The sequence below is a fragment of the Planctomycetota bacterium genome, assembly GCA_039819165.1.
Classification (GTDB): Bacteria; Planctomycetota; Phycisphaerae; order Phycisphaerales; family UBA1924; genus JAHCJI01.
On the sequence record JBCBSM010000001.1, the window covers coordinates 2,117,644 to 2,140,990 of the forward strand.

Annotated in this window: 22 protein-coding genes; 10 read left to right on the forward strand and 12 right to left on the reverse strand. The window is 71.0% G+C overall.

Features of this window, described 5'->3' with window-relative positions:
- Positions 1-11: 11 nt before the first annotated feature.
- Positions 12-857: a class I SAM-dependent methyltransferase gene (locus tag AAFX79_09255; protein MEO1008743.1), complete on the reverse strand. Its 846-nt coding sequence runs from the start codon at positions 855-857 to the stop codon at positions 12-14.
- On the opposite strand from AAFX79_09255, the gene AAFX79_09260 reads away from it, so the two are divergent.
- The 5 genes from AAFX79_09260 (at position 848) to AAFX79_09280 (ending at position 4,987) form a co-directional block, all read left to right on the forward strand.
- A complete protein-coding gene (locus tag AAFX79_09260) occupies positions 848-2,008 on the forward strand; it encodes a PP2C family protein-serine/threonine phosphatase (protein MEO1008744.1) in 1,161 nt (386 codons plus the stop codon). The two genes, AAFX79_09255 and AAFX79_09260, sit on opposite strands and share 10 nt — an antisense overlap.
- Before the next feature lie 51 nt (positions 2,009-2,059).
- Positions 2,060-2,599, forward strand: a complete 540-nt coding sequence (locus AAFX79_09265) for a hypothetical protein (GenBank protein MEO1008745.1) — start codon at positions 2,060-2,062, stop codon at positions 2,597-2,599.
- Positions 2,589-3,689, forward strand: a complete 1,101-nt coding sequence (locus AAFX79_09270) for a DMT family transporter (GenBank protein ID MEO1008746.1) — start codon at positions 2,589-2,591, stop codon at positions 3,687-3,689. Before AAFX79_09265 ends, AAFX79_09270 begins: the two co-directional genes overlap by 11 nt.
- 304 nt (positions 3,690-3,993) lie before the next feature.
- Positions 3,994-4,320 (forward strand): hypothetical protein, encoded by a 327-nt coding sequence (locus AAFX79_09275; protein ID MEO1008747.1) that lies wholly within the window; start codon positions 3,994-3,996, stop codon positions 4,318-4,320.
- A gap of 76 nt (positions 4,321-4,396) precedes the next feature.
- Entirely contained in the window at positions 4,397-4,987 is a 591-nt protein-coding gene (locus AAFX79_09280) for a hypothetical protein (GenBank protein MEO1008748.1), read from the forward strand.
- A gap of 30 nt (positions 4,988-5,017) precedes the next feature.
- On the opposite strand, the gene AAFX79_09285 is transcribed toward AAFX79_09280, so the two are convergent.
- Together AAFX79_09285 and AAFX79_09290 are read right to left on the reverse strand one after the other, a co-directional pair.
- Entirely contained in the window at positions 5,018-5,662 is a 645-nt protein-coding gene (locus AAFX79_09285) for a hypothetical protein (protein ID MEO1008749.1), read from the reverse strand.
- 18 nt (positions 5,663-5,680) lie between these two features.
- Positions 5,681-7,000 (reverse strand): radical SAM protein, encoded by a 1,320-nt coding sequence (locus tag AAFX79_09290; GenBank protein MEO1008750.1) that lies wholly within the window; start codon positions 6,998-7,000, stop codon positions 5,681-5,683.
- 138 nt (positions 7,001-7,138) lie between these two features.
- On the opposite strand from AAFX79_09290, the gene AAFX79_09295 reads away from it, so the two are divergent.
- Positions 7,139-7,462, forward strand: coding sequence for a hypothetical protein (locus AAFX79_09295; GenBank protein ID MEO1008751.1), 324 nt, complete (start codon positions 7,139-7,141; stop codon positions 7,460-7,462).
- Here the strand turns inward: AAFX79_09295 and AAFX79_09300 are convergent.
- The gene (locus AAFX79_09300) at positions 7,459-8,094 is read right to left on the reverse strand and encodes a short-chain dehydrogenase (GenBank protein MEO1008752.1); all 636 of its coding nucleotides are present in this window, start codon (positions 8,092-8,094) and stop codon (positions 7,459-7,461) included. The two genes, AAFX79_09295 and AAFX79_09300, sit on opposite strands and share 4 nt — an antisense overlap.
- A gap of 45 nt (positions 8,095-8,139) precedes the next feature.
- Here AAFX79_09300 and AAFX79_09305 point away from each other — a divergent pair, with 45 nt between their 5' ends.
- From AAFX79_09305 to dnaK, 4 genes are all read left to right on the forward strand, one after another.
- Positions 8,140-8,715 (forward strand): hypothetical protein, encoded by a 576-nt coding sequence (locus tag AAFX79_09305; GenBank protein ID MEO1008753.1) that lies wholly within the window; start codon positions 8,140-8,142, stop codon positions 8,713-8,715.
- Positions 8,702-10,195 carry a hypothetical protein gene (locus AAFX79_09310; GenBank protein ID MEO1008754.1) on the forward strand — a complete coding sequence of 498 codons (1,494 nt, stop codon included), beginning with the start codon at positions 8,702-8,704 and terminating at the stop codon, positions 10,193-10,195. The genes AAFX79_09305 and AAFX79_09310 overlap by 14 nt, the downstream gene beginning before the upstream one ends.
- Positions 10,196-10,203: 8 nt before the next feature.
- Positions 10,204-10,431, forward strand: a complete 228-nt coding sequence (locus tag AAFX79_09315) for a hypothetical protein (GenBank protein ID MEO1008755.1) — start codon at positions 10,204-10,206, stop codon at positions 10,429-10,431.
- A gap of 111 nt (positions 10,432-10,542) precedes the next feature.
- On the forward strand, positions 10,543-12,468 hold the full coding sequence (gene dnaK, locus AAFX79_09320; GenBank protein MEO1008756.1) for a molecular chaperone DnaK: 1,926 nt from the start codon (positions 10,543-10,545) through the stop codon (positions 12,466-12,468).
- Between the two features lie 121 nt (positions 12,469-12,589).
- Here the strand turns inward: dnaK and AAFX79_09325 are convergent, their stop codons facing one another.
- The 8 genes from AAFX79_09325 to dxr all read right to left on the reverse strand — a co-directional run bounded on the left by AAFX79_09325 (position 12,590) and on the right by dxr (position 23,347).
- Positions 12,590-13,543 (reverse strand): AsmA family protein, encoded by a 954-nt coding sequence (locus AAFX79_09325; GenBank protein ID MEO1008757.1) that lies wholly within the window; start codon positions 13,541-13,543, stop codon positions 12,590-12,592.
- A gap of 40 nt (positions 13,544-13,583) precedes the next feature.
- Entirely contained in the window at positions 13,584-14,318 is a 735-nt protein-coding gene (locus AAFX79_09330; GenBank protein MEO1008758.1) for a TrkA C-terminal domain-containing protein, read from the reverse strand.
- A 27-nt stretch (positions 14,319-14,345) separates the two neighbouring features.
- Positions 14,346-14,714, reverse strand: a complete 369-nt coding sequence (locus AAFX79_09335; protein MEO1008759.1) for an STAS domain-containing protein — start codon at positions 14,712-14,714, stop codon at positions 14,346-14,348.
- A 28-nt stretch (positions 14,715-14,742) separates the two neighbouring features.
- Positions 14,743-17,505, reverse strand: coding sequence for a DNA gyrase subunit A (gyrA, locus tag AAFX79_09340; GenBank protein MEO1008760.1), 2,763 nt, complete (start codon positions 17,503-17,505; stop codon positions 14,743-14,745).
- Positions 17,506-17,627: 122 nt separating this feature from the next.
- Positions 17,628-19,388, reverse strand: coding sequence for a hypothetical protein (locus AAFX79_09345; GenBank protein MEO1008761.1), 1,761 nt, complete (start codon positions 19,386-19,388; stop codon positions 17,628-17,630).
- A 2-nt stretch (positions 19,389-19,390) separates the two neighbouring features.
- Positions 19,391-20,920, reverse strand: a complete 1,530-nt coding sequence (locus AAFX79_09350; protein ID MEO1008762.1) for a hypothetical protein — start codon at positions 20,918-20,920, stop codon at positions 19,391-19,393.
- Positions 20,921-20,981: 61 nt separating this feature from the next.
- A complete protein-coding gene (locus AAFX79_09355) occupies positions 20,982-21,896 on the reverse strand; it encodes a hypothetical protein (protein MEO1008763.1) in 915 nt (304 codons plus the stop codon).
- A 245-nt stretch (positions 21,897-22,141) separates the two neighbouring features.
- A complete protein-coding gene (gene dxr, locus AAFX79_09360; protein ID MEO1008764.1) occupies positions 22,142-23,347 on the reverse strand; it encodes a 1-deoxy-D-xylulose-5-phosphate reductoisomerase in 1,206 nt (401 codons plus the stop codon).

Sequence of the window (23,347 nt, forward strand, 5' to 3'; positions counted from 1 at the left end):
GCCGGAGCGTGCTACGTGCTCGCGCTGCCAAACGGCCGATTGGGACGATCGGCGCCCCACCCCGCATCCACCTCCCCCGGCAACGCCATGCCCTCCGCACCGAACGCCTCGAACCCATCCCACGCGAGGGTTGGCTCCGACGCCGGCCGACGCAGCGCGATGAAGCGGCGCTCGGCGGCGTGGTCATCGAGGGTGACGAGGGGCACGCCCAGGTTCCGCGCCGCGTAGTCGGCGGCGGCGCGCACGGACGGCATCCAGCGATCGTCGAGGATCACCAGCCCGCCGGGCCGCACGAGCCGCAGCGCGAAGCACAGGTCGAGGAACACGCCCTCGAAGCGGTGGTTGCCGTCGATGAAGCCGGCGTCGAAGCTGGCGCCCCTGGTGACCAACTCGGGCAGCGCCAACGCCGAGTCCCGCTCGATCAGCGTCAGCCGATGCCCGAGCTGCGCCTCGCGGACGGCGCGGACGCCGGCGCCGAGGTAGTCGCTGGTCTGGCATAGATCGACCGCGGTGTGCGGCCCGCTCGTCGCCGACAGGATCCAGAGGGCGCTCAGGCCGAAGGCGAAGCCCGTCTCGAGGGTCGCGTGCGCCCCCTCGCCTCGGAGCAGCTCGGCCAGGGCCCGCCCGGGGCCCTCGGTCAGGCCGACCGGGAACAGATCGAACTCCTTGGGCCCCTCGAGGGCGGGCACGCGGCCGCGGCGGTACATCTCGCCGAGCACCGCCTCGGCCCGGGCTCGGTCGGTGGTCGCGTGTTCGCCGTGGGACACGGCGGGCGGCGGCGCGGGCATGGCAAGCAGATCGACCAGCGGGTGGCGGCGGCCCCGAAATTGGCCGCGAATGATGCCCAGTGCCCCCACCGACCTTCCTCCGCCAGACGCCGGGCCCGGGCCGCAACGCCTTCTTCGCCCGCCTCACCGCCGGCGGCTGGCTGCGGATCGTGCTGGGCGTGCTCTTCCTCTTCGCGCCGCTGTGGGCGATCCTGACCGCCCGCATGGTCGCCGACGCGCGGTACCTGGGCTTCTTCGTGTGGTGCCTCTTCGGCGGGCTGATCGGCGTGGCGTACTTCTTGGCCGCCGCCCGGGCGCGCACCTGGCTGCTCGTCGCCATCCCCTGCACCGTCGCCATCGGCGTGGGCGGCTGGTTCGCCGAGACCAACCGCTGGCTGATCGCCCCGGGCATCGGCCCGCCGACGCCCACGGTCGAGGGCGTCTTCGCCGTGCTGTGCCTCGTCGTGGCGTATGCGCTGTTCTCGCGCTTCATCGGCAGCGCGGGGCTCGAGCACGTCCGCCTCCGCACCGAACTCGACGTCGCCAAGCGGATCCACGACGACCTCGTCCCGCCCCTCGCGCGCACCGTCGGCCGCTTCGAGGTGTACGGCCTGGCGACGCCCAGCAACGAGGTCGGCGGCGACATCGTCGACGCGATCGAGGGCGACGGCTTCCTCGATGTGATCGTCGGCGACGTCACGGGCCACGGCGTCCGCAGCGGCGTGATCATGGCCATGGTCAAGGGCGCCATCCACGCCGCCCACGCCGGCAGCGACACCCTCGGCGATCTGCTCGCGGGATCCAACGGCGTGGTGCACCGCCTGACCGACCCCGGGCTCTTCGTCACGATGGCCGCCGCGCGGCTGCACGCCCACGGCGGCGTCGACGCGGCGCTCGGCGGCCACCTGCCCATCCTGCACTGGCGGGCCGCCACCGGCACCGTGGAGACCCTGGACAACGAGGCGCTCCCGCTAGGCATCGAACCCGCGATCGATGTGCCCACGCGGTCCATCGCCTGCCAGCCGGGCGACCTGCTGGCGATCCTCACCGACGGCCTCGTCGAGGTTGCGACGGAGGGCGGCGAGCAGTTGGGCATCCGCGGGTTCGCCGATCTGCTGGCCGGGCGGGCCGCCCTGCCGATCGCCCGGGCCCACCGCGAGTTGATGGCCGCCGTCGAGGCCATCGGGCCCATCCGCGACGACCGCACGCTGGTGCTGATACGCGTTGGGGACAACCGATAGCCGCGGTCCGCGTGCGGCGGGCCGCAGACCCGGCCTCCCCTACCCTCGGGCATGGGCAAAGCCGTCGCGATCCTGGTCGGGTACGCCATCGCCGTCGTCGCCATGGGCGTGATCGCCTTCGCGCTGGCTCCGGCGCAGGCCAACGCCAAGACCGCGCTCATCGTGCCCGCCGCCATCGCCGTGCTCAGCCTGCTGTGTGCGGGCATGGCCGCCCTGCTGTCGGTCGCGAAGCCCATCGGCATGATCGGCATCCACCTGGGCATCCTGCTGCCCCTGGTTGTTGGCATCGGCGTGGGCCAGCGGGCGTGGGTGTCGCACCAGGCATCGGCCGACTACCGCGAGACCGAGCAAGCCTGGACCGACGCCGTCGCAACCGGCGACCAACCCGACGACGCGGACGCCCGGCTGGCCTACTTCGAGGCTGCTGACGCCACGCCGTACGACAAGGCCTATCTCCGCAACGCCCTCGCCGTGATCGCGCTCGTGAGCCTGGCGGCCTTCGTTGCGATGCTCGCCGCACGGCCCAGGCCCGCCGACCGCGGTCCCACGCCCGACGCGGTCGCCGCAGAAGGCGGCGACGGTGGCACCTGACGGAGCCGGCGCGGACCCATCCCGCACCCAGGCAACCGGCATCGGCCTGGTGCTGATGACCCTGGTCGGCTGGAGCAGCGTGCCGCTGTTCCTCCGCTACTTCGCCGAGGACATCGACGGCTGGACCAGCAACGGCTGGCGCTACGGCGCCGCCGCCGTCATGTGGCTGCCCGTGCTGCTCATCGGCGGCTTCCGCCGCTCGCTGCCCGCCGGGCTGTTCAAGGCCGCCATCATCCCCTCGGTCGTCAACGCCATCGGCCAGGTCTGCTTCACGTGGGCCCACTACTTCATCGATCCCGGGCTGGTGACCTTCTCGCTGCGGGTCCACATCGTGTGCGTGACCATCGGTGCGGCGATGCTCTTCCCCGCGGAACGGGCGATCATCCGCCGGCCGTTGTTCCTGGCGGGCATGGCGCTGGTCATCGGCGGCACCATCGCGACCATGCTGCTCGCGCCGCAGAAGCAGGAGACCGCCGCCACCGCGAGCGGCTATCTGGCCGACAGCCCCCGGCTGGCGTTGCTCGCCGGCGTGGGCCTCGCCGTCGCCGCCGGCGTGCTGTTCGCCTGCTATGCGCTCAGCGTGCGGAAGCTGATGCAGGGCGTCAACTCGATCGTCGCCTTCGCCGCCATCAGCCAGTACACCGCCGCCGCGATGATCGCCCTCATGCTGCTGCTGGGCACCAGCGCGGGCCTGTCCGCCCTGCCCACGAATTGGTCCGACGCCGGCGCCCTCACGCTCACGCAGTTCGCGCTGGTGCTCTTCAGCGCCGTCATCGGCATCGCCCTGGGGCACGTGGGCTACTACATGTCGATCAACCGCCTGGGCGTCGCCGTCGCATCGGGCGTCATCCAGCTCCAGCCCTTCTGCGTCGCGATCGCGAGCCTCGCGATCTTCGGCGAGGTGCTCACCGGCCTGCAGTGGACCACCGGCAGCCTCGCCGTCGTCGGCGCGGGCGCCATGCTCTACACCCAGCACCGCGCCGCGAAGGCCGCCCGGGCCAAACGCCTCGACGAGTTCGACAATCTGCCGCCCGACCACGTCGCCGCGGCTGCGTCGGGCCAGCGGGTGTTTTCTAGGGCCGAGAGCTAGACTCTTCGGCCACTCTTGCGAAGGCTTGCAACCAGGTCGAGTCGAAGATCGAATACCTCATCTTAGAATCGAGGTCTGGGTCCACATCATGGCCAACCCTAAGAGTGCCTTCCAACCCCGCAAGACGACAAGACGAACCAAGAAGGCCTCCCCGCGATCTGGCCCTGCGACTGAGTCTCAACAATCTACCGAAGCCCGACGAAAGCTACCAGACCAGGCACCGGGCTCCAACGGTCAGTCATCCTCGGATAAGGAAAACCGGCCGAGCGCACTTGCGTTATTCCGTGAGCAAGATCCGGCGGTCTTGGACGATTGCCCCTGGTTCGTGCGGCGAGCGGTGGCCCTGTACGAGGATGGCCTTGCCTCGACGGCGCGGGAGCTGGTGTTCGAGGAGCTCGACGAGCTGCTCGGCGCCGAACGATTCACGCACGTCGAAGCCATCATGCACCAGCTCCCCGTCTCGCGCATCGTGCCGCTTGACCTGCTGCTCGCGTTCGTCATGAAGACGAACTCGGTCAAGGAGAAGATGCGGGTCCGCCCCAGGTTCGTCGAGGCCATCCGCCTCCACCTGCACCAGGACCTGTCCTACCCACCGGAGCGCATATCCGCTATCCTCGACCGCTATGCCTAGACGACGGTCGAATGCCTCCCCGCTAAAACTGCCGCTCTCTCCCTCGCAGGTGACGCGTCCGATGCTGGGCGTCGCAATGCCCATCAAGGACCATTGCGGCCTCGCGTGTGCAGACGCCGAGGAGGAACTCCCCCCGTTCTGGGTGCACATGGTCGGGTCCGACGGGGTTCGCATCGCCGACATTCCCGATCGCGGCCGGTATGTGCACATCCAGGTCGATCCGCACATCGCGGTGCTCGCGATCACGCAAGCCCGCATGATCGGCAAGCGTAATCCCGAACTGGCCTTCGGCTATGACCATCCCGAGGGCGTTTTCACCGAGGACGGCGAGCTCGCGAATGCGGAGGAGTTCGCCGGCCTGACCTGCTCCACCTTCGTGCTGGCCGTGCTGGACTCGGTGGCCATTCGACTCATGGACTATGCGACGGTGGCGGAGAAGACCGACCCGCAGGAGCGTGCAGAGGACTCGGCAATGCTCGAGAAGCTGGCCGTCAACGCACCGACGCCTGAAAAAGCCGAAGCCCTGCGACGGCGATCGCGTGTGAGGCCCATCCGCGTCCGGCCCATCGAGGTGATGGCGGCCGCGGCGAGCCACGAGGGCGAGGAGGCCTGCGATTATCAAACGGCCACCGAGATCGGTCGGGACCTTGAGTCCCACTTTGAATAGGTCGTCGGCACGAGACCTCGGTTACGCCAGCTACGCCCGCGTCCCGCACTCCGGGCACACCTTCTCGGGCAGGCCTCGGAGCGAGTAGCCGCAGGCCGGGCATGCGGCGAACTCGGGCACGATCTGCCAGGTCCGCAGCGCGGTCGCGACGAAGAGCGTCCACGCAAAGCCCAGGTGCAGCACGAGCGCGCCGCCGCCGACCTCGTGGAAGCCCAGCCAGCGCGGCACGCCCACGACGGGCATCAGCGCCGCCACGCACACGGCGGCTGCGAGCGCCACCGCCACCCAGGCGCGCCATGCGCCCGCGGTGATCGCGGCGCCCAGTACGACACCGGTCACGCCCAGCAGCGCAGCGCGCTTTCCCGACCCCGCTGCGGGCATGAGCCCCGCCGCCGACAGCGCCGCGCTCGCGCCGGCGAGCCACAGGAGGTACGTCAGCCCGAGTCCAAAGACCACCGGCGACCAAAGCAACGCCCGCGTTGGCCGCGCGCACGCCACGAGTAGCGCGCCGTACACGCCGATCGCCGGCCCGTGCAGCATCTGGAACGCGTCGGCATCCAGCGAAGGCCCGCGGATGGCGATGGCCTGCACGAACGCGCCGAGGGACACAACGATCGCCACGAAGAGGGCGAACGCCAGCCGCTCATCACGCCAGTCGTAGCCCAGGCCACGCATCTCGGAGCTTAGTTCGCGCTACTCGACGACCCGCCACGCCCGGCCATCGCGTTCCACCCGGCGGTACAGCGTGTCCCGCTCCACCGGCTCGAAGCCCGCCTCGCGGATGGCCCGCTGCAGATCGACCACGCTGGTTTCCTGGTGCGTGCTCGACCCGCCCACCTTGGTGATGTCGTACCACACCACGGTGCCGTCGATGTCGTCGGCGCCGGCCTCGAGCATGAGCTGGGCCATGCCCAGCGTCTGCATGATCCAGAAGGCCTTGGCGTGCGGGAAGTTGTCCAGCATCAGCCGGGCGACCGCCAGCGTGCGGAGGTTCTCCAGCCCGCTGGGGCCGTATAGGTGCTCCATCTCGCTGCCATCGGGGATGAACGGCAGCGGGATGATGGTCTGGAAGTAGCCCGCGGTGCGCTCGGCCATCGCCGGAGTGGGCTGGGGCACGCCCTCCCGGGTCAGCGTGATGGGCGACGCCTCGATCTCATCGGTCGCCGCCAGGCCCTCGGCCACGAAGCCAGCCGGATCCCCCTCGTAGCCCAGCCGCTGGAGCGCCTGGTCCTGGGCTCGCCGCAGGATCTCCATGTGCACCAGCCGCTCGCGACGCTGGTCGATGTGCCCGTACAGGATGGTCGCGTTGCTGTTGAGACCCAGCTCGTGCGCCACCAGGTGCACGTCGAGCCACTCGTCGCTGCGGATCTTACCGCGGTAGGCCTGGTCGTGCACGCGATCGTCGAAGACCTCGGCGCCGCCGCCGGGGATCGAGCCGAGCCCGGCCTCCTTGAGCTCCGCCAGCACCGCGCGGATGCCCGCCTTGCGGTCGGCCCGCTTGTACTTCTTGGCAATCTTGGCGAGGTGGACGATCTCCACGGCGGTGAAGGCCTTGATGTGCAGCGCGGGCGCTACCTCACGAATAGCGCGCATCATGTCGGGGTAATAGTCCCAGGGCAGATAGGGGTGCAGCCCGCCGACGATGTGCATCTCGGTGGCGCCGGTCTCGATGGCCTTGCGCGCCTCATCCCGGATGTAGTCCAGGTCGCGGGTGTAGGCGCCGTCGTCGCCCTTCTTGCGGTAGAACTCGCAGAACTTGCACGACAGCGCGCACACGTTGCTGTAGTTCATGTGGCGGTTGATGTTGTAGTAGGCCACGTCGCCGTGCAGGCGACGGCGGACGGCGTCGGCCAGCGCCAGCACGCCCCAGAGGTCGCCCGTCGCGTAGAGCACCTCACCATCGTCGAGCGTCAGGCGGCGGCCCGCCAGCACCGCCTCGGCGATGGGCTCCAGGGCGGGATCGCTCACCCGCACCCCGCCGGCGGACATCGGTTCGGTCGCGGGAACGGTCATGCCCCAGTATAGCTTCGGAGGCCTGATTTTCAAACATTTCTGAAAATTACGAACATGCCCGCGCCCCAGCGCGAGCCTCGCGATCGAGCGATCCAGCGGCCGAAACGAGCGGCCCGCTTCTCCGAATACACTCCTGACATGGACATCTGGGTGTGGCTCATCCTGGGATTCGCGCTCGGCATCGCCTGCGTGGCGGTGGCCGTCCCGCGCATCGCCGGCCTTGTTCGGTCGGCCCCGCCGCCCGACCTGCCCGAGTCGCTCGCGCCGGGCTGGCACGTGCGATGCCTGCGGTGCGGCTGCACGCGGACGCTCGCCAGCGTCGGCGGCATCCGCCTGGGCGGCAACCGCAACGCCACCAAGGCGACGCTCGGCATGTGCCGCGGCTGCCGCCGGCTGGCCGTCATCCAGATCGTGCATGCCGATCGCCTTCGCCCCGACGCCCCGGGAGCCGCCGCGTCCTAGGTCGACCCGGGCCGCTCGGACCACGGCTCGAGCACGCCGACAACGGAGCGCGCCCGCCCGCTGCGGATGGCCTGCAGCACGCCGCCGCAGATCTCCTCGTCCGTGAGCCACCGCGAGACGCCGCCCTCGCGCACGAACCCGAGCACGACCTCGCGGTAGTCCACGCCCGCGAGTGCGCGAATCTCGGCCGCCGCCGGATTGGCCGCCGGGTCCCGCGCGGCGCTACCCAGTACGTGCACGAACGCGACGGGCCGCGCCGCCAGCCGCGCCACGATGCCGGCCGCGTCCGGCGCCGTCGAGTGGATCCAGGCGACGACCAAGTCCGCGGGCGGCACGCCCGCGATGGCCCGCTCGAGCGCGGCGGCATCGGCATAGTCGACCGAGACACCCCGGATCGCCCCATGCCGCCGCTCGAGCGTCGCGAGCCTCGGTCGGCCACGCGCAAGGACGGCCACCGACCACCCGTCCCGCGCCAGCGCGACGGCGACGCCCGCCAGCATGCCGCTTCCGCCGACGACGATCGCCCGCCGTCCGTGTTCGCCCGTGCGCTCGATGGCCGCCTCCCGCCGGTATGCTTGGCGGGAACCCGCGGAGGCGACGTGGAACCAGGCCCCGGTGCACAGCAAACCCACGCGCCACCGACGATACCCGGCGGACCCGTCGAGGCGCGGCGGCCCGTGTGGCCCACGGTCATCGGCGTGCTGTGCTGCGTGTTCGGCGGGCTCGCCCTGCTGGGCAACCTCTGCGGCCTCATCGCGATGCCCATCGCCTCGCAGATGCCGGGCATGCCGCCGCAGGGCGGCATCGCCTGGTGGCTGCAGATGGTCGCGGCCGTGGCGAAGATCCCGGTCTCGATCCTGCACCTCGCCGCCGGCGTGCAGTTGCTGAGCCGCAAGCCCTCGGGCGTCCGGCTCGCCGTGATCTTCGCGTGGTACGCCATCGCCATGAACATCATCGGCGCCGCGGTGCAGGTGCTCTCGACGCAGGCCGCCCTCCAGCAGCAGGGCCAGCAGGTGCCGCTTGGGTTCAACGCCGGGTTCATGGTGGCGGGCACGGCGATCGCCTGCATCTGGCCCGCGTTCCTGCTGTTCTGGCTCCGGCGCGAGCGCATTCGTATCGACGTCCTCGCCTGGCGGGGCGAGCACGCCTGCCGCGCTTGCGGGTATGCGCTGCAGGACCTTGTTCCGGGCGTGTGCCCCGAATGCGGGCTGCCGTTCGACTTCCGCGGAGCCGAGCGGCATGCGATGCCCTAGCTGCGACTATCCGCTCTGGAACCTCAAGGCCGGCCCGTGCCCCGAGTGCGGCACGCCCTTCAAGCCCAGCGGCCTGCGCTTCACGCCCAACGCCGTGCGGTTCTGCTGCCCGCACTGCGAGACGGCCTACTACGGCACCTCCCGCAGCGGCCACCTCGTGCCCCGCACGTTCGGCTGCGTGGGCTGCGGCGCGCACCTCGACATGGACGAGATGCTCGTGCGACCGATCGAGGGCGTCGACGATCGCAACGCCATGCAGGCCGGCAACCCGTGGCTCGCGCCCAACCTGCCGCTCCGCACGCGCTGGCAGAAGACCTTCTATAGGGGGTTGGGTGAGCCGGCCCTCCTGATCGAGGGCACGCCCGCCATCGGCCCCGCCGGTGCGGCACTCCGCTATGCGTTGCTCAACTTTGCCGCCGTCTTCGTGGTGGGCATGCTGCTCTTCGGGGGGTTCATCGCGCTCACGTCGCCCGGCGGCGGTGCAGGGCCGGCCATCCTGGCGTCGGCGGCCACGGTGGGCGTCCTTGGCGTGCTCGTGCCGGCCGTCGCCATGCTGCTCTGGATCGCCGGTGCGCACGGCCTGCTATCCCTCGTCACCCGGGACAACGAGGGCATCGGCCGCACCACCCAGGCCGTCGCGTTCACTTCGGGCGCGTGGCTGCTCACGCTCATTCCCTGCGCCGGTTACCCGGTCGCCATCCTGGTGTGGATCGTCTGCGCGAGCGTCGCGATGGCCCGCGCCCACGGGGGCCGCGGCGGCCGCGCGGCGCTCTCGGCCCTCGCGCCGCCGCTGGTGATGATCGCGATGCTCGTCGGCGGGTACGTCCTGCTCGCCGTCGGCATCATGCCCACGCCGATCGCGCCCCCGCAGCCCCCGCCGATGACCGGGCCGGCCGCCTGGCGGGGCACGACCGGCATCCGGGGCGAGACCCAGCGCGTCGCCGACTCGCTCCGGCTCGCCATGCATCTCGGCACGACGCCGACCCACGGGGCCGAGCTCATCGGCTGGAACGGCGTGACCGCCCGGGACTTCGCCAACGCCGACGGCACAAGCCCCCGCGTCCACGGCAGCACGCGGATCGTGGACCTCCCGTCCAGCGTCTACGCGGCGCAGCATCCCGCCATCGTGCAGGCCACCGCGCAGTGGCCCGCGGGCGTCACCGCGCACCGCATCGGGCGTTTGGTGTTCACCCACCACGGCGTGGACCCGCAGCGGCACCCCGACCTGGCGATCCTCATGCAGCTCCCCGGGCCCGGCGCCGCCGAGCCGCTCGTGCTGGTCTGGACGGCCGGCCACGTGCAGACATCGGGCGATGGGCGGGCGGAGATCGACGCCGAGAACCGCAAGCGCGCCGCCGCCGGCGTGCCGCCGCTGCCCCCGCTGGAGGCTCTGATGGCCGGCCCGGGCCCCTGGACCGCCGACACCGCGCCGGCCTCCGACGGCGACGATTCAGCCCCTCGCGCCACGGGGGATGGGTAGAGTCCCGCATGGGCGCCGAGGAGCACGAACTCAAGCGGATCCGCCGCCGCGTGGAGCGCATGCAGCCGCCCAGCGTCGGATGCGGGGTCTTCGTCGGCCTGTGGCTCTTCCTGGGCAGCCTGCTGCTGCTCCGGGGCTGCCTCGGCGTTGACGTGCTGGCCCCGCTGAGGCACGGCCCGGCCGACCCTGCCACAACGGCAGAGCCAGACCCCACCGCGACTCCCGACGCCGGCTAGCAACCCCGCTGCGGGCCGCCAATGCTGGTGCCCGCCGCTGGCATCGGGCTTGCACGGCTTCCATGGCCGCGGTCGCCTTGCCACCGCGGGGCTCGAAGGGAGACCCAGCACATGTCCAAGATCATCGGCATCGACCTCGGCACGACCAACTCGGTCGTCGCCGTCATGGAGGGCAGCGAGCCCAAGGTGCTCATCAACGCCTCGGGCAACCGCACCACGCCCTCGGTCGTCGCGTTCACCGACAAGGGCGAGCGGCTGGTGGGCCAGCAGGCCAAGCACCAGCAGGTGACCAACCCCAAGAACACCGTCTACTCGATCAAGCGGTTCATGGGCCGCCGCCACAGCGAGGTCGCCGCCGAAGAGAAGAACGTGCCCTACGAGGTCGCGGGTGGCGCCGACGAGTTCGTCAGCGTCAAGGTCCGCGGCGAGACCTACACGCCCCAGCAGATCTCGGCCTTCATCCTCCAGGAACTCAAGAAGGTCGCCGAGGACTACCTGGGCGAGGCCGTCACCGAGGCGGTCATCACCGTGCCGGCCTACTTCAACGACAGCCAGCGGCAGGCCACCAAGGACGCCGGTGAGATCGCGGGCCTGACCGTCCGCCGCATCATCAACGAGCCCACCGCCGCCGCGCTGGCCTACGGCCTGGGCAAGAAGACCGCCAACGAGAAGGTTGCCGTCTTCGATCTCGGCGGCGGCACCTTCGACATCACCATCCTCGAGATCGGCTCCGACGAGGAGACCGGCTCGGTCTTCGAGGTCCTCAGCACCAACGGCGACACCCACCTGGGCGGCGACGACTGGGACCAGCGGCTCATCGACTACCTCGCCGACGAGTTCAAGCGGCAGGAGGGCGTCGACATCCGCGGCGACGCCATGGCGCTCCAGCGGCTCAAGGAGGCCGCCGAGAAAGCCAAGATCGAGCTGTCCACCATGCAGGAGACCAGCGTCAACCTGCCCTTCATCACCGCGACGGACACCGGGCCCAAGCACCTGCAGATCTCGCTGACCCGCAGCAAGTTCGAGAGCCTCTGCGAGGACCTCAACAAGCGGCTCCGCGAGCCCTGCCTGGCGGCCCTCAAGGACGCCAAGCTCGACGCCGGCAAGATCGATGAGGTCGTCATCGTCGGCGGCTCCACCCGCATGCCCAAGGTGCAGGAGATCGTCCGCGAGATCTTCGGCAAGGAGCCCGACAAGAGCGTCAACCCCGACGAGGCCGTCGCCATCGGCGCGGCCGTCCAGGGCGGCGTCTTCACCGACGACGTGCAGGACATCCTGCTGCTCGACGTCACGCCCCTGAGCCTGGGCGTCGAGACCATGGGCGGCGTCATGACCAAGCTCATCGAACGCAACACCACGATCCCCACCAAGAAGAGCGAGGTCTTCTCGACCGCGGCCGACAACCAGCCCAGCGTGACCATCCGCGTCTTCCAGGGCGAGCGGCCCATGGCCGCCGACAACCGCCTGCTGGGCCAGTTCGACCTCGAGGGCATTCCGCCCGCGCCCCGCGGCATGCCGCAGATCGAGGTCGAGTTCAACATCGACGCCAACGGCATCCTCCAGGTCACCGCGACCGAGAAGAAGACCGGCAAGAGCGCCGACATCAAGATCACCAACTCGGGCGGCCTGTCCGAGGACGAGATCGACACGATGAAGCGCGACGCCGAGGCCCACGCCGCCGAGGACACCCGGCGACGCGAGATGGTGGAGGCCAAGAACCGCGGCGACCAGATGGTCCACCAGATCCGCCAGCAGCTCGAGGAGCACGGCGACAAGGTGTCCGGCGACGTGCGGAGCACCATCGAGTCGGCCATCTCCAACCTCGAGGACAAGCTCAAGGGCGACGACAAGGACGCCATCGAGGCCGCCAGCCGGGAGCTGGAGGCCGCCGCCATGGAGCTGGGCAAGGCCATCTACGAGGCCCAGGGCGCCGAGGGCGCGCAGTCCGCCAGCGAGGCCGAGCCCAAGCCCAATGCCGACGCCAGCGACGACGACGTCATCGACGCGGAGTACAAGGTCAAGGACGAGGACAAGTAGCCGAACGCCGCATCCGCGACGTTGCGAAACCACGAACGAGCCCCGGACTTGCCTTCGGGGCTTTTCTTATGTACGAGTAGTTCTCGTGGTACGCAGCAAGGCAGCGGCCTCGTTCATAAGCTCAGCCGCCGCCGTCCTTCTTGGGCTCGTCCTTCTTCCCACCCGGGATCAGCCCCCGCAGCCGATCGCCCGTCTCCTTGACGGTGTCCTCGACGTCCTCGACCGCGCCCTCGACCTCATCGACCGTGTCGTCGATCGCGCGGGTCGCGTCGTCGGCCGCCTGCTGTGCCGCCTGCTGTGCCGCCTGCGTCGCATCGTCAACGATCTGCGTCGCCATTTCGACGCCCTGGGCCGACAGGTCCTCGAGCTCGCCGAGCTTGCCCTGCACGTCGCCGATGATGTCCGCCGGCAGCACCCCACCGCCGACCTCGATGGCCGACTGCAGGATGGCCTTGACCAGCACGCCGGTCAGGTCGGCGATGCTCAACGGCTCGCCCCCGCTGCCGACGTTGCTCAGCCGCACCTCGGGCACCATCAGGTCGACGGTGGTCAGCTCGCCGCCCACGGGCAGCAGGTCGGCGTGCACCGAGACGTTCTCGATGCGGATCTCGCGGATGACGAACTTCTTGCCGTCGGGCGCGGGCTCGCTGGTCTCCTTCTGCCCGCTCTCGAACCGGCCGAGGTTATCAAGTATGACCTGGTAGTTGCTCCTGCCCTCGCGTCGCTGCAGGTGCAGGTCGATGCCATCGAGCGTGAGCGCGGGCAGCTCGACCACGTCCTTGGTCAGCGAGCCCAGCGAGACTTCCACCCCCGCGTCGTCCAGCCGCAGGAAGTGCGGCGCGTCGAACCCCGTCGGGTTGCTGATGCGCAGGCCGGCCATCTCGAACCGGCCGCCGGTGATGTCGACGTCGGCCTTCTGCACCTCGGCGGGCACCGCGAGGGCATAGCTGGCCCCCCGCTCGATGCCGCTCGCGGCGATGCTGTCGATCAGCACCCACGCCACGATGAGCGCCACGATCACCAGATCGACGACCAGGAATGCCCCGATCGCCGCCAGCTTCAGCTTGCCCTTCATGCCTGCATCCTCCGCGTGAAGCCCGGCCGTACACCGCAGTCTAGATCGACTTGAGGTGCTTCTCTCCGGCGTGCCGCTCCACGAACGTCGCGTGCGGCAGCTCGGCGAGGTCCTCGACCGCCGCCTCCCGCCCGTACACCGTTAGGTGGTCCCCCTGCGACAGCGTGGTGGCGGCATCGGGCGCGCCGATGTAGGCCCCGCGGATCGGCCGGACGCCCAGGATCAGCACCCCCATGCTGCCCAGCCGCGTCTGGGCGAGCGTCTTGCCGTGCAGCCAGTGGCCCTGCGGCACGTCGACCTCCAGCACCGCGTAGCCGTCGCCCAGCTGCATCAAAACCTCGTAGTCCAGCGGCCGATCGACACCCGCGCTGCGGAGCGACAGGCCCACGACGGCGTCCAGCGCCCGCCGGATGACGCCCAGCTTGGCCGCCAGGATGACCGCGGCAATCGTCGCGACGGCGATCACCAGCTTCGTCGTCCAGGGCATGCCCGAGTCGCCCGAATCGCTCGCGAAGGTCACGATGATCGCCGCCAGCGCGCCGGTCAGCCCGATGTTGCCCGCGATGATCAGGTCGCGGACGATCCGCCGGCGCACCGGATGGCCCACGACCAGCTCGGCCTCGCTCGTCGTGAAGCCCACCCCAAAGAAGGCGCTGGTCGCCTGGAAGTCGGCCGTCGTGCTCGACAGCCCCGTGCGGGCGAGCGCGATCGCACCCATGCGGACGATCAGCAGCGAGACGCTGGCGATGATGATCAGGGCGAGGATCGGGCCCACGTCGTCCGCTCCCGCGCCGGCCGCGGATCAGGCCTCGTCGTCCGCCCCCGCGGCATCGGCCCCGAGCTGCAGCATGGCCAGCGCGGTCATGGTATCGGGCGAGAACGCCAGCACGCGGTCGAGCCCGGTGGTCTGCATGACGGCCCACACCTCGCCCCGCACCGCCGACAACCGCATCTGCCGGCCCGCGGGCTCGAGCGTCTTCCGCAGGTTGAGCAGCTGGGCGATGTTGGAGCTGTTGACGTAGCTCACCTTGTCGAAGTCCAGCACGACGTGCGGCGTGCGGTCGCCCTCCATCGCGTCGAGCTTGTCCTGGATGGTCGCCAGCTCATCGCTGAGCGCCGGCTCGTCGTCCAGCTGCGCGACCACGATGTCGTCGGACCAGTTGGTGCTCATGGCCATTCCGTACGGCTGCCGGGCCCGACTAGTTCTCGCCCGAGTCGTCCCCGCCCGTGCCGGGCTCGCCCTCGCCGGCCGATGCCGCGTCGCCCTCGGTGCTGGTCTCGGCCACCGGCGCCACGGCGATGACCTCGTCGCCCGCGTTGAGCGACACCACCCGGACGCCCTTGGCCCCCCGGCCGACCTCGCGGATGTCGTCGCCCGGCGTGCGGACGAGCTGCCCGCTCCGCGAGATGACGATGACCTCCTCGCCCCGCGCCAGGCCGATGGCGGCGACCGCCTCGCCGTTGCGCGCGTCGGTGCTGATGTCCCGCCGGCCCTTGCCGCCGCGGCTCTGGCTGCGGGGCTTGCCGCTCTCGGGCTGCACGCGGTACTCGTCCACGGGCGTCCGCTTGCCGTAGCCGTTGCGGGTCACCGTCAGCAGGCACAGGTTCTGCCCCAGCGCCTCGGGGTGTGTCATCAGGTCGCCGTCGGCGTCCTCCACCATGGGGATGCGCACCAGCCCGATGACCTTCGCGCCCGCCGCCAGATCGATGCCCTTGACGCCGGCGGCCGAGCGGCCCATGTCGCGGGCGTCGCTCTCGGGGAAGCGGATGGCCATCCCGCCGCTGGTCACCAGCAGCAGGTCGTCGCTGCCGCTGGTGAGCGCGACGTCGTACAGCTCGTCGCCCTCCTTGAGGCCCACGGCAATCAGCCCCGAGCGGTTGACGTTGCGGTAGGCCTTCAGGGGCGTCCGCTTCACGATGCCGTTGCGCGTCGCGAAGGTCAGATACTGGCTCGACGCCTCGAAGTCCTTGATGGTCAGGAAGGCCCAGACCTGCTCGCCCTCCTTGAGCTCCAGCAGGTTGACGATCGCTCGGCCCTTGGCGGTCCGCGCCATCTCGGGCAGTTCGTACACCTTCATCTTGAACACGCGGCCCGTGTTCGTGAAGCACAGCAGGTGGTCGTGCGTGCTCGCCACGAACAGGTGCTGGATGAAGTCCTCGTCCCGCGTCGTGCCGGCACGAATGCCCTTGCCGCCCCGGCCCTGCGCCCGGTACGTCTCGGCCGGCACCCGCTTGGCGTAGCCCGCGCGGCTGATGGTCACCACCACGTCGTGCTCGCGGATCAGGCTCTCGAGGTCGATCTCGCCCTCGGCATCCTCGATCTGCGTCCGCCGTGCGTCGCCGTATCGAGCCTTCATCTCCTCGCAGTCGTCGCGGATGATGTCGAGCACCCGCTGGCGGTCGCCCAGGATCTGTTCGTAGTCCTCGATCTCGGCCACGAGCTTGGTGTACTCGTCGACGAGCCGCTCGATCTCCAGGCCCACCAGCTGGATCAGCCGCATCGAGCCGATCTGCTCGGCCTGCTGCCGCGTGAGCGCCACGCCGCCGGCGTCCTCGAACCGCGCGACGTAGTCGAGCAGCCGCGGCGGGATGCTCGCGGCGGCCGGATGATCCGGCGGGATTCGGTACCGCCGATCCATCAGCTTCTGGATGGCCTCTTCGCGGGTCGAGCTGCCGCGGATGAGCGCCACGATCTCGTCGATATCGACGACCGCGTAGATCTGGCCCTCGAGCAGGTGCGCCTTGCGGCGAGCCTCGCGGAGCAGGTGCTCGGTCCGCCGGCGGATGACCTCCACGCGGTGGTCGACGTAGTGCTCGATCAGCTCCTTGAGCGAGAGCGTCACCGGCCGCCGACCAACCAGGGCGATGTTGATGATGCTGAAGGTCTGCTGCAGCGGCGTGAACTGGTAGAGCTGGTTCTCGACGACCTCCGGGTCGGCGCCGCGCTTCAGCTCGATCACGATCCGCGTCTGCGCCTGGCGGCCCGACTCGTTGCGGATGTCGCTGATGTCCTTGATCCGCTCGTCCTTGACCGCCTCGACGATCTTCTCGACGAGGTTCCGCTGGCTGAGGTTGTAGGGAATCTCGTCGATGACCAACTGCTCGCGATCCTTGGTGAGATCCTCGACGTGGCAGGTGCCCCGCAGATACACCCGGCCGCGGCCGCCGGCGTAGGCCTCGCCGATGCCCCGCCGCCCGACGATCACGCCGCCGGTCGGGAAGTCGGGCCCCTTGACGCCGTGGCGGACGATCGCGCCGTCCTCGCCCGCGACGTCCTCCATGAGGTCGGCGAGCGCAATGTCGGGATCCTCTACGACCCGCACGATCGCGTCGAGGATCTCCGTCGGATTGTGCGGCGGCATGCTCGTCGCCATGCCCACAGCAATGCCCAGCGAGCCGTTGACCAGCAGGTTGGGGAAGCGGCCCGGTAGCACCGTCGGCTCCTGCAGCCGCTCGTCGTAGTTGGGCTGCGTGTCGACGGTGCTCAGGTCCATGTCGGCCAGCATGTCGACGGTGGCCTGGTGCATCCGCGCCTCGGTGTACCGCATGGCCGCCGGCGGATCGCCGTCGATCGAGCCGAAGTTGCCCTGTGGATCGACGAGGGGCACCCGCATCTTCCAGCTCTGGGCCATGCCCACGAGCGTCGGGTAGATCACGCTCTCGCCGTGGGGGTGGTAGTTGCCCGAGGTATCGCCGCAGATCTTGGCGCACTTGAGGTGCTTGCGGCCGGGCCTCAGGTTGTTGTCGTTCATGGCGACGAGGATCCGCCGCTGGCTGGGCTTGAGCCCATCGCGGACGTCGGGCAGCGCCCGGTCCATGATGGTGCTCATCGCGTAGGTGAGGTAGCTCTCGCGGAGCTCGCGATCGATCTCCATGTCGATCACGCGGCCGCCGGCGTCGATCACCGGGCCGTCCTGCGCTTCGCCCGCGCCCTCGTCGATGCCACCGTTCTCGTCGGCCAAGCCGAGCCCTCCGACCCGCCTGGAAGCGGGCACCGGTGGCCCTGCGGCGAGACAGAAATTCTAGGCGAGAACCCCGCAAAACGCCCGTTCGCGGATGCGTCCTAGGAGCGCGCAAGAGCCCCCTAGCGGACGCCGTAGGCGACATCCAGCGCGTCGCAGACCGCCAGCAGCGCCAGGCTCGTGGCGGCCGAGGGCATCCGCTGGTCCCACAGCGCCGCACGCACCCCGCCGAGCGCCAGATCGGGGTCTGCGTAGAGGTGGCCCAGCGTCTCGTCGGCCGATAGCTGCCGCAGGAACCGCAGCGACCGCATCAGCCGGAAGAACTCGCCCGCCCGCGCCTCGGCGGGCACCAGCCTTGGATCGGCGAGCATGCCCGAGGCCGCCACGACCGCCCGCGCCGATTGCCACGTGGGCAGCGGCGTGCCACCCCGCGTGAACACGATGCCGCCGGCCATGTCGCGGTCCGGTCCCGCGGCGTCCAGATCGTCGAGCTGGTGCGTCCAGATGAGCGAGCGGACCACGCCGAGCGCCTCGGCCTGCTCGGGCGTCGCCTCGATGACACCCAGCAGCCACGGCAGCTGCCCGACCAGCAGCTCGGTCTCGACCGTCGCCAGGATCGACTCGCCCGCGGCTCGCCCCAGCTCCGCGTCGTTCGGCCGGCCGACGCCGGAGTCGCCGAGCGCTGCGAGCGCGCGGGCCACGAGCGCCCGCTGGTTGGCGCGGACCGACGGCTCGAAGGCGATCTCGCCCGTGAGCGTTGCGCCGACGGCCGACCGCACCCGGCCCGCGCACCGGTCCCGCAGGTCGACCAGCTCGGGATGCGCGACGATCGCGTCCTCGTCGAGCTCGCCCAGCGCCACCAGGGCCATGGCGGCCGCCCCCGTATCGGCCCAGGGTGCGGGCTCGAGGGGCGCGTCGGGCACGTCGGCCAGCAGCCCCGCGCGGACCGGCGTCACGAAGCCCAGCTGCCGCAGCACCACCTCGCCCGCGCGACGCGAGGCGGCGGCGCGATCGGGGTCGGCCCACGCCCGCGAGCCGTACCGAAGCAGCGCGTAGGCCGCCAGCGCCTGCGCGAAGGGCTCATCCACCGGCGACAGGAACGCCCCCCGCCGCGCATCGAGCGTGCCCCGAAGCCCCCATGGGTCGAGGCCGTCGTGCAGCCGGCCGCGGAGGTGGGCCGCCATCTGCGCCGCCCAGGCCTCGAGGCCCCCGGGCGTGATGGCCGACAGCGGCACCACCCGGCCGCCGCGGTGCAGCAGCGTCGGCGCCCCGCCGTCGCCGAGCGTGGCCAGCACCGTGACGGGTGCGCGGAACACGGTGGCCTCGCCCTCACGGACGACGCGGCCGGCGTACCCGGACCACGCGTCGAAGCCCGGCTCGACCGCCGGGGGCAGCCGATCGTCGAGCGCGCGCCGCAGCGCCAGCTCGATCGCCTCGCTCGGCAGCAGGCCCCGCGCGAGCATCTCCTCGGGGAACACCACGCCCGAGCGATCGCCGACGAGCACCGCGACGGCATCGACGCCCGGCGCGATCGACAGCGCCACGCTTGAGAGCGGACCGGCGGGGATCGGCACGGGACGGCCGGCCAGCTCGACGGTCAGCGGACCGGCGTCGCCCGAGACGTGCCGTGCCAGCTCCTCGACGATGCCCACGCGGGCGGCATCGAACTCCATGGTGCTCGCGCGGCGGGCCTCCGTCGCCCCGCGGACCGTGACGGCCGCCCCCCAGACCGCGGCCGCCGCGGCGCCCGACTCGTCGCCGCGAACGACCGCCCGTGCGCGCTCGAACGCATCGAAGGCCGGCATCCCCGCCGGCGGGCCGTCCTGGGCGTGCGCCACGATCGAACCCAGCAGTACGCACAACGCCGCAAGCGGAGCACGCATGGTCAGCCTCCGTCCCCGTCGTCGATCGGCTCGTCGTACACGGGCGGATCAATGTGCCGCGTGATCCGCGACGCCCACCGCCACGACGAACCACCCCAGCCCTGCTGGTCCACGAAGCTCGCCGGCAGCTCGACGCGGAGCTCGTACGGCCAGCGGATCGCACCCTCGGGGATGGGCTGGCCCGCCGCGTCGGCGTCCCCGGGCCCGGGGGTGTACGACCAGGGCTCGCCGGTCACCGGGTCGTTCCGCAGCCCGGCCGGCAGCAGCCCGCCCAGGTCCCCGAGCGATGCGGGCGGCGCGCCGCCATGCTGCGCCCGGTAGCGCTCGATCGCCAGCAGCACGCGAAGCCCGTGCCGCTGCAGCCGATCCCGCAGCGGCATCTGCGCCACGGACTGGATAGGAAGAACGCCGACGATCGACGCCGACGCCGACGCCGATCGGGCCTCGTCCGCCACCTCGAGCGCCGCGAACGCCCGGGCGGCGTTGTCACCGGTCAGCTCGCTGGCCGCCAGCATGTCCCGCCGCTGCTCCGCGAGCATCGCCTCGGCCTCGGCCCGCGACGGGAAGAATCGCCACGCCGCGTTCGTGATCGCCGGCGGGTCGGCCCCGCCCAGCGGCCCCACGCCGAGCAGCGCAGCCGACGCCGTCGGGATGAACCGCCCCTCGCTCGTGTAGCTGCGCTGGATGGTGTCCAGCCCCATCATGCCGTCGGCCTCGAGCACGAATTCCAGCGGGGCGTAGGTCTCGCCGGACCGAACGACGAGGGCATCGATCCGTCGCAGCCAGGCGTCGTCGTCGATGCCGTGCAACAGGATGACGCCGGCCATCCGCTCGTACGCGAGCGACCGCAGCGCGAGGGCGACGAAGTACCGCAGCAGCCCGCCCTGCCAGGACAGCACCCGGCCGTGCTCTATGAGTTCCTCGAAGGCCGTCGCGACGCCGTCGAGATCGCCCCGCTCGGCCAGCCTATGCATCCGCGCCGCCTGCGCGCGGGCCATCGCCCGGGAGGGACCGAGGTAGGGCGCGTCGGCGGCGACCAGTGGGCCGGAGACCGGCGGCGGGGCCGCCACGCGGATGGCCGCGATGCGGGCGGCGTGCCCGAAGATGCCGTCGGCCTCCCAGCGGTCGAGTTCCTCCGCCGCCCGCCGCCGCGCGGCCGCGTAGTGCTCGGGCGTGCCGCCATCGGGCGGCGAGTACAGCGCATCAAAGGCGATGACCGCCCACGGATCGTCGGGGTCCCAGTCCATGGCTCGCAGCCGCTGGCCCTGCTCATCGCTGGCCGCCGCGATGGCCTCCATCGCCCGCTCGTAGGCCGGCCATTCGTCGGGGCCGCCGCCCAGCGCCGCCCGCTGCCGATCGAGCGCCAGCTCGTGCAGGCGCAGGCCGTAGTCCTCCGAGATGTCCGGCGTGGCCGTTAGCCCCAGCACGACGTCGCGGCCGACGAGGATCAGCACGACCAGGACCATCACGCCGAGCGCAATCAACGCCTTCTTGAGCACGCCGCCGCGCCGCTGGATGTTCGCGTTCCCCATGGCCCAAGCGTACGGGGTGCAAGGCGGCGGGTTGCGGGGGGATCCCGCGAACCGGAGCCGCTCAGGGATCGTCGAACGTGGGCGGAGGGATGGGCCGGGTGATGAGGATGCCGGCACGCGGATCGCGCCACCTGCCCGAACCACCGCGGCCCTCGAAGCCCGGCAGCGGTGCGCTGCGGAGCTCGTACGGCCAGACGATGCCGCCCGCCGCGATCGGCTCGCCGTCCTCGTCGAGCTCGGCCGGCGTTGGCCGGTAGATCCAGGGCCCGCCGCTGATCGGATCTATGAGCTGTTCCGGCGCGACCGTGTCGCCCAGATCGGCGAGCGACGGTGGCGGCGCACCGTCGTGCCCGAGTCGGCAGCTCTCGATCGCGAGCACCAGCCGCATGCCCTCGACCCTTGCCCGCCATGCCCGCTCGAAGAGCACGACGCGCGGGGAGGCGGCGAGCACCCCAATGAGGAACCCAGGTGGATTAATCTCGTCCATCTTGGCAAGCAGGCTGTCGTACTCGTGCGACCAGGCGTGCCCCTCGATCTCGGACGCGCGCTCGATGCCGCCGTAGTACTCTTCGAACCACTGCTCGGTATCCACACGTCGCCAGAAGAGCCGCCAGTGCACATTCGAGAACACCGATTCGCCGAATGGGCCGACGCTTGTGCCACCATCGATCGGGAACACTCGCTCGAATTCGGCCGGAATGAAGCGCCCGCGTCCGGCGCCACCATCGGTGTGCGTCCGTTGCACGACGTCCATCGATTGGGCCCGCTCGCACGCCACGCCGAACGACAACGGTGCGATCTGGTGGGCAAGCGCGTCGGTCGTGACGGCAATCCGTGGGGCGATGTCATCACCGAATGGGCCGTGCAGGAGCATGCAGTCGAGCATCTCGTCAACGGCGAGTCGACCCATGTGGATGCCAACCAACCAGCCGATGAGCGAGCCGTGCCACGAGAGCGTGGCCGAGTGCCGGCACATCTCGCGATACGCCGCGACAACTTCGCCGTCGGCACCCGCCGCTGCTCGGCCAGGCCGTCTAGGTAGATCTGCTCGCCGTAGTCCGTCACGATGTTCGGCTTCGCGACCACGCCGAGCACCACGTCCCGCCCCACCAGCACGAGCACCAGCAGCACGATGCCGCCGAGTGCGAAGAGCACCTTCTTAAGAACGCCGCCGCGGAGGTGCGTGCGGTGCATGGACCAAGCGTACGAGGTCGGCCCGTCCTACACCGCCGCCCCCATCCGGGCCCGCACGTGCTCCCGCGCTGCGACATCAGCGGCGTGCACGTCCGACAACGACGACACCGGCGTGCACGGAATCGCCCCGCAGGCCTCGCGGGTCAGCTCGCCGATGCGGCCGAACGGGATGCGGTGATCCAGGAAGGCCTCGACGGCGGCCTCGTTGGCGGCGTTGAAGATCGCCCCCGCGGTGCCGCCCGAATCGATCACCCACCGCGCGAGCGCGAGCGCCGGGAACCGCTCCTCGTCGGGGTGCTCGAAGTCCAGCCGGCCGATGGCCGCCAGGTCGAGAGGCTCGGCGGCGTTGGGCCGGCGATCTGGATGCAGCAGCGCGTGCTGGATGGGCAGCCGCATGTCGCTCACGCCCAGCTGCGCGAGCACCGAGCCGTCCACCGCCTCGATCAGCGAGTGCACGATCGACTGCGGATGCACCAGCACGCCGATGCGGTCGGCCGGGAAGCCGAAGAGCCAGTGCGCCTCGATGACCTCGAGGGCCTTGTTGGTGAGCGATGCGCAATCGATGGTGACCTTCGGGCCCATGTCCCACGTCGGGTGGGCGAGGGCCTGCTCTGGCGTTGCGTCGTAGACCGCCCCGGCGCTCGCCGTGCGGAACGGCCCGCCCGACGCCGTCAGCACGAGCCTCGCCACGTGCGCCGGCGGCGGCATGGGCGGCGCCGCATCCGGACCGGCGATGGCGTGCAGGCACTGCCAGAGCGCCGAGTGCTCGGAGTCCACCGGCAGCAGCCTCGCGCCGCTCCGTTTTGCCGCGGGCACGACGAGCGCCCCCGCCGCCACGAGCGTCTCCTTGTTGGCCAGCGCGACGTCGGTGCCCGCCTCGACCGCCGCCATCGTCGCCGGCAACCCCGCCGCGCCGACGATGGCCGCCATCACCACGTCGGCGTCCACTTCCCGCACGAGACGCTCCGCAGCATCGGCCCCGCGACGCACGCCCGCCGGAAGCTCGGTTGCGTCCGCGTGCTCGTCGGCAAGCGCGAGCTGCTCGACGCCGAACGCCAGCGCCTGCTCGGCGAGTTCGTCCGCGCGGCGGCCGGCGGCCAGGCCGACGACCTCCAGCGGTGGCGATTCGCCCCGCGCCCGCGCGGCGTCGCGGAGGTGTGCGACGACCTCCAGCGTCTGCCGACCGATCGAGCCGGTGCTGCCCAGGACCAGCAGCCGGCGGGACGGGACCAC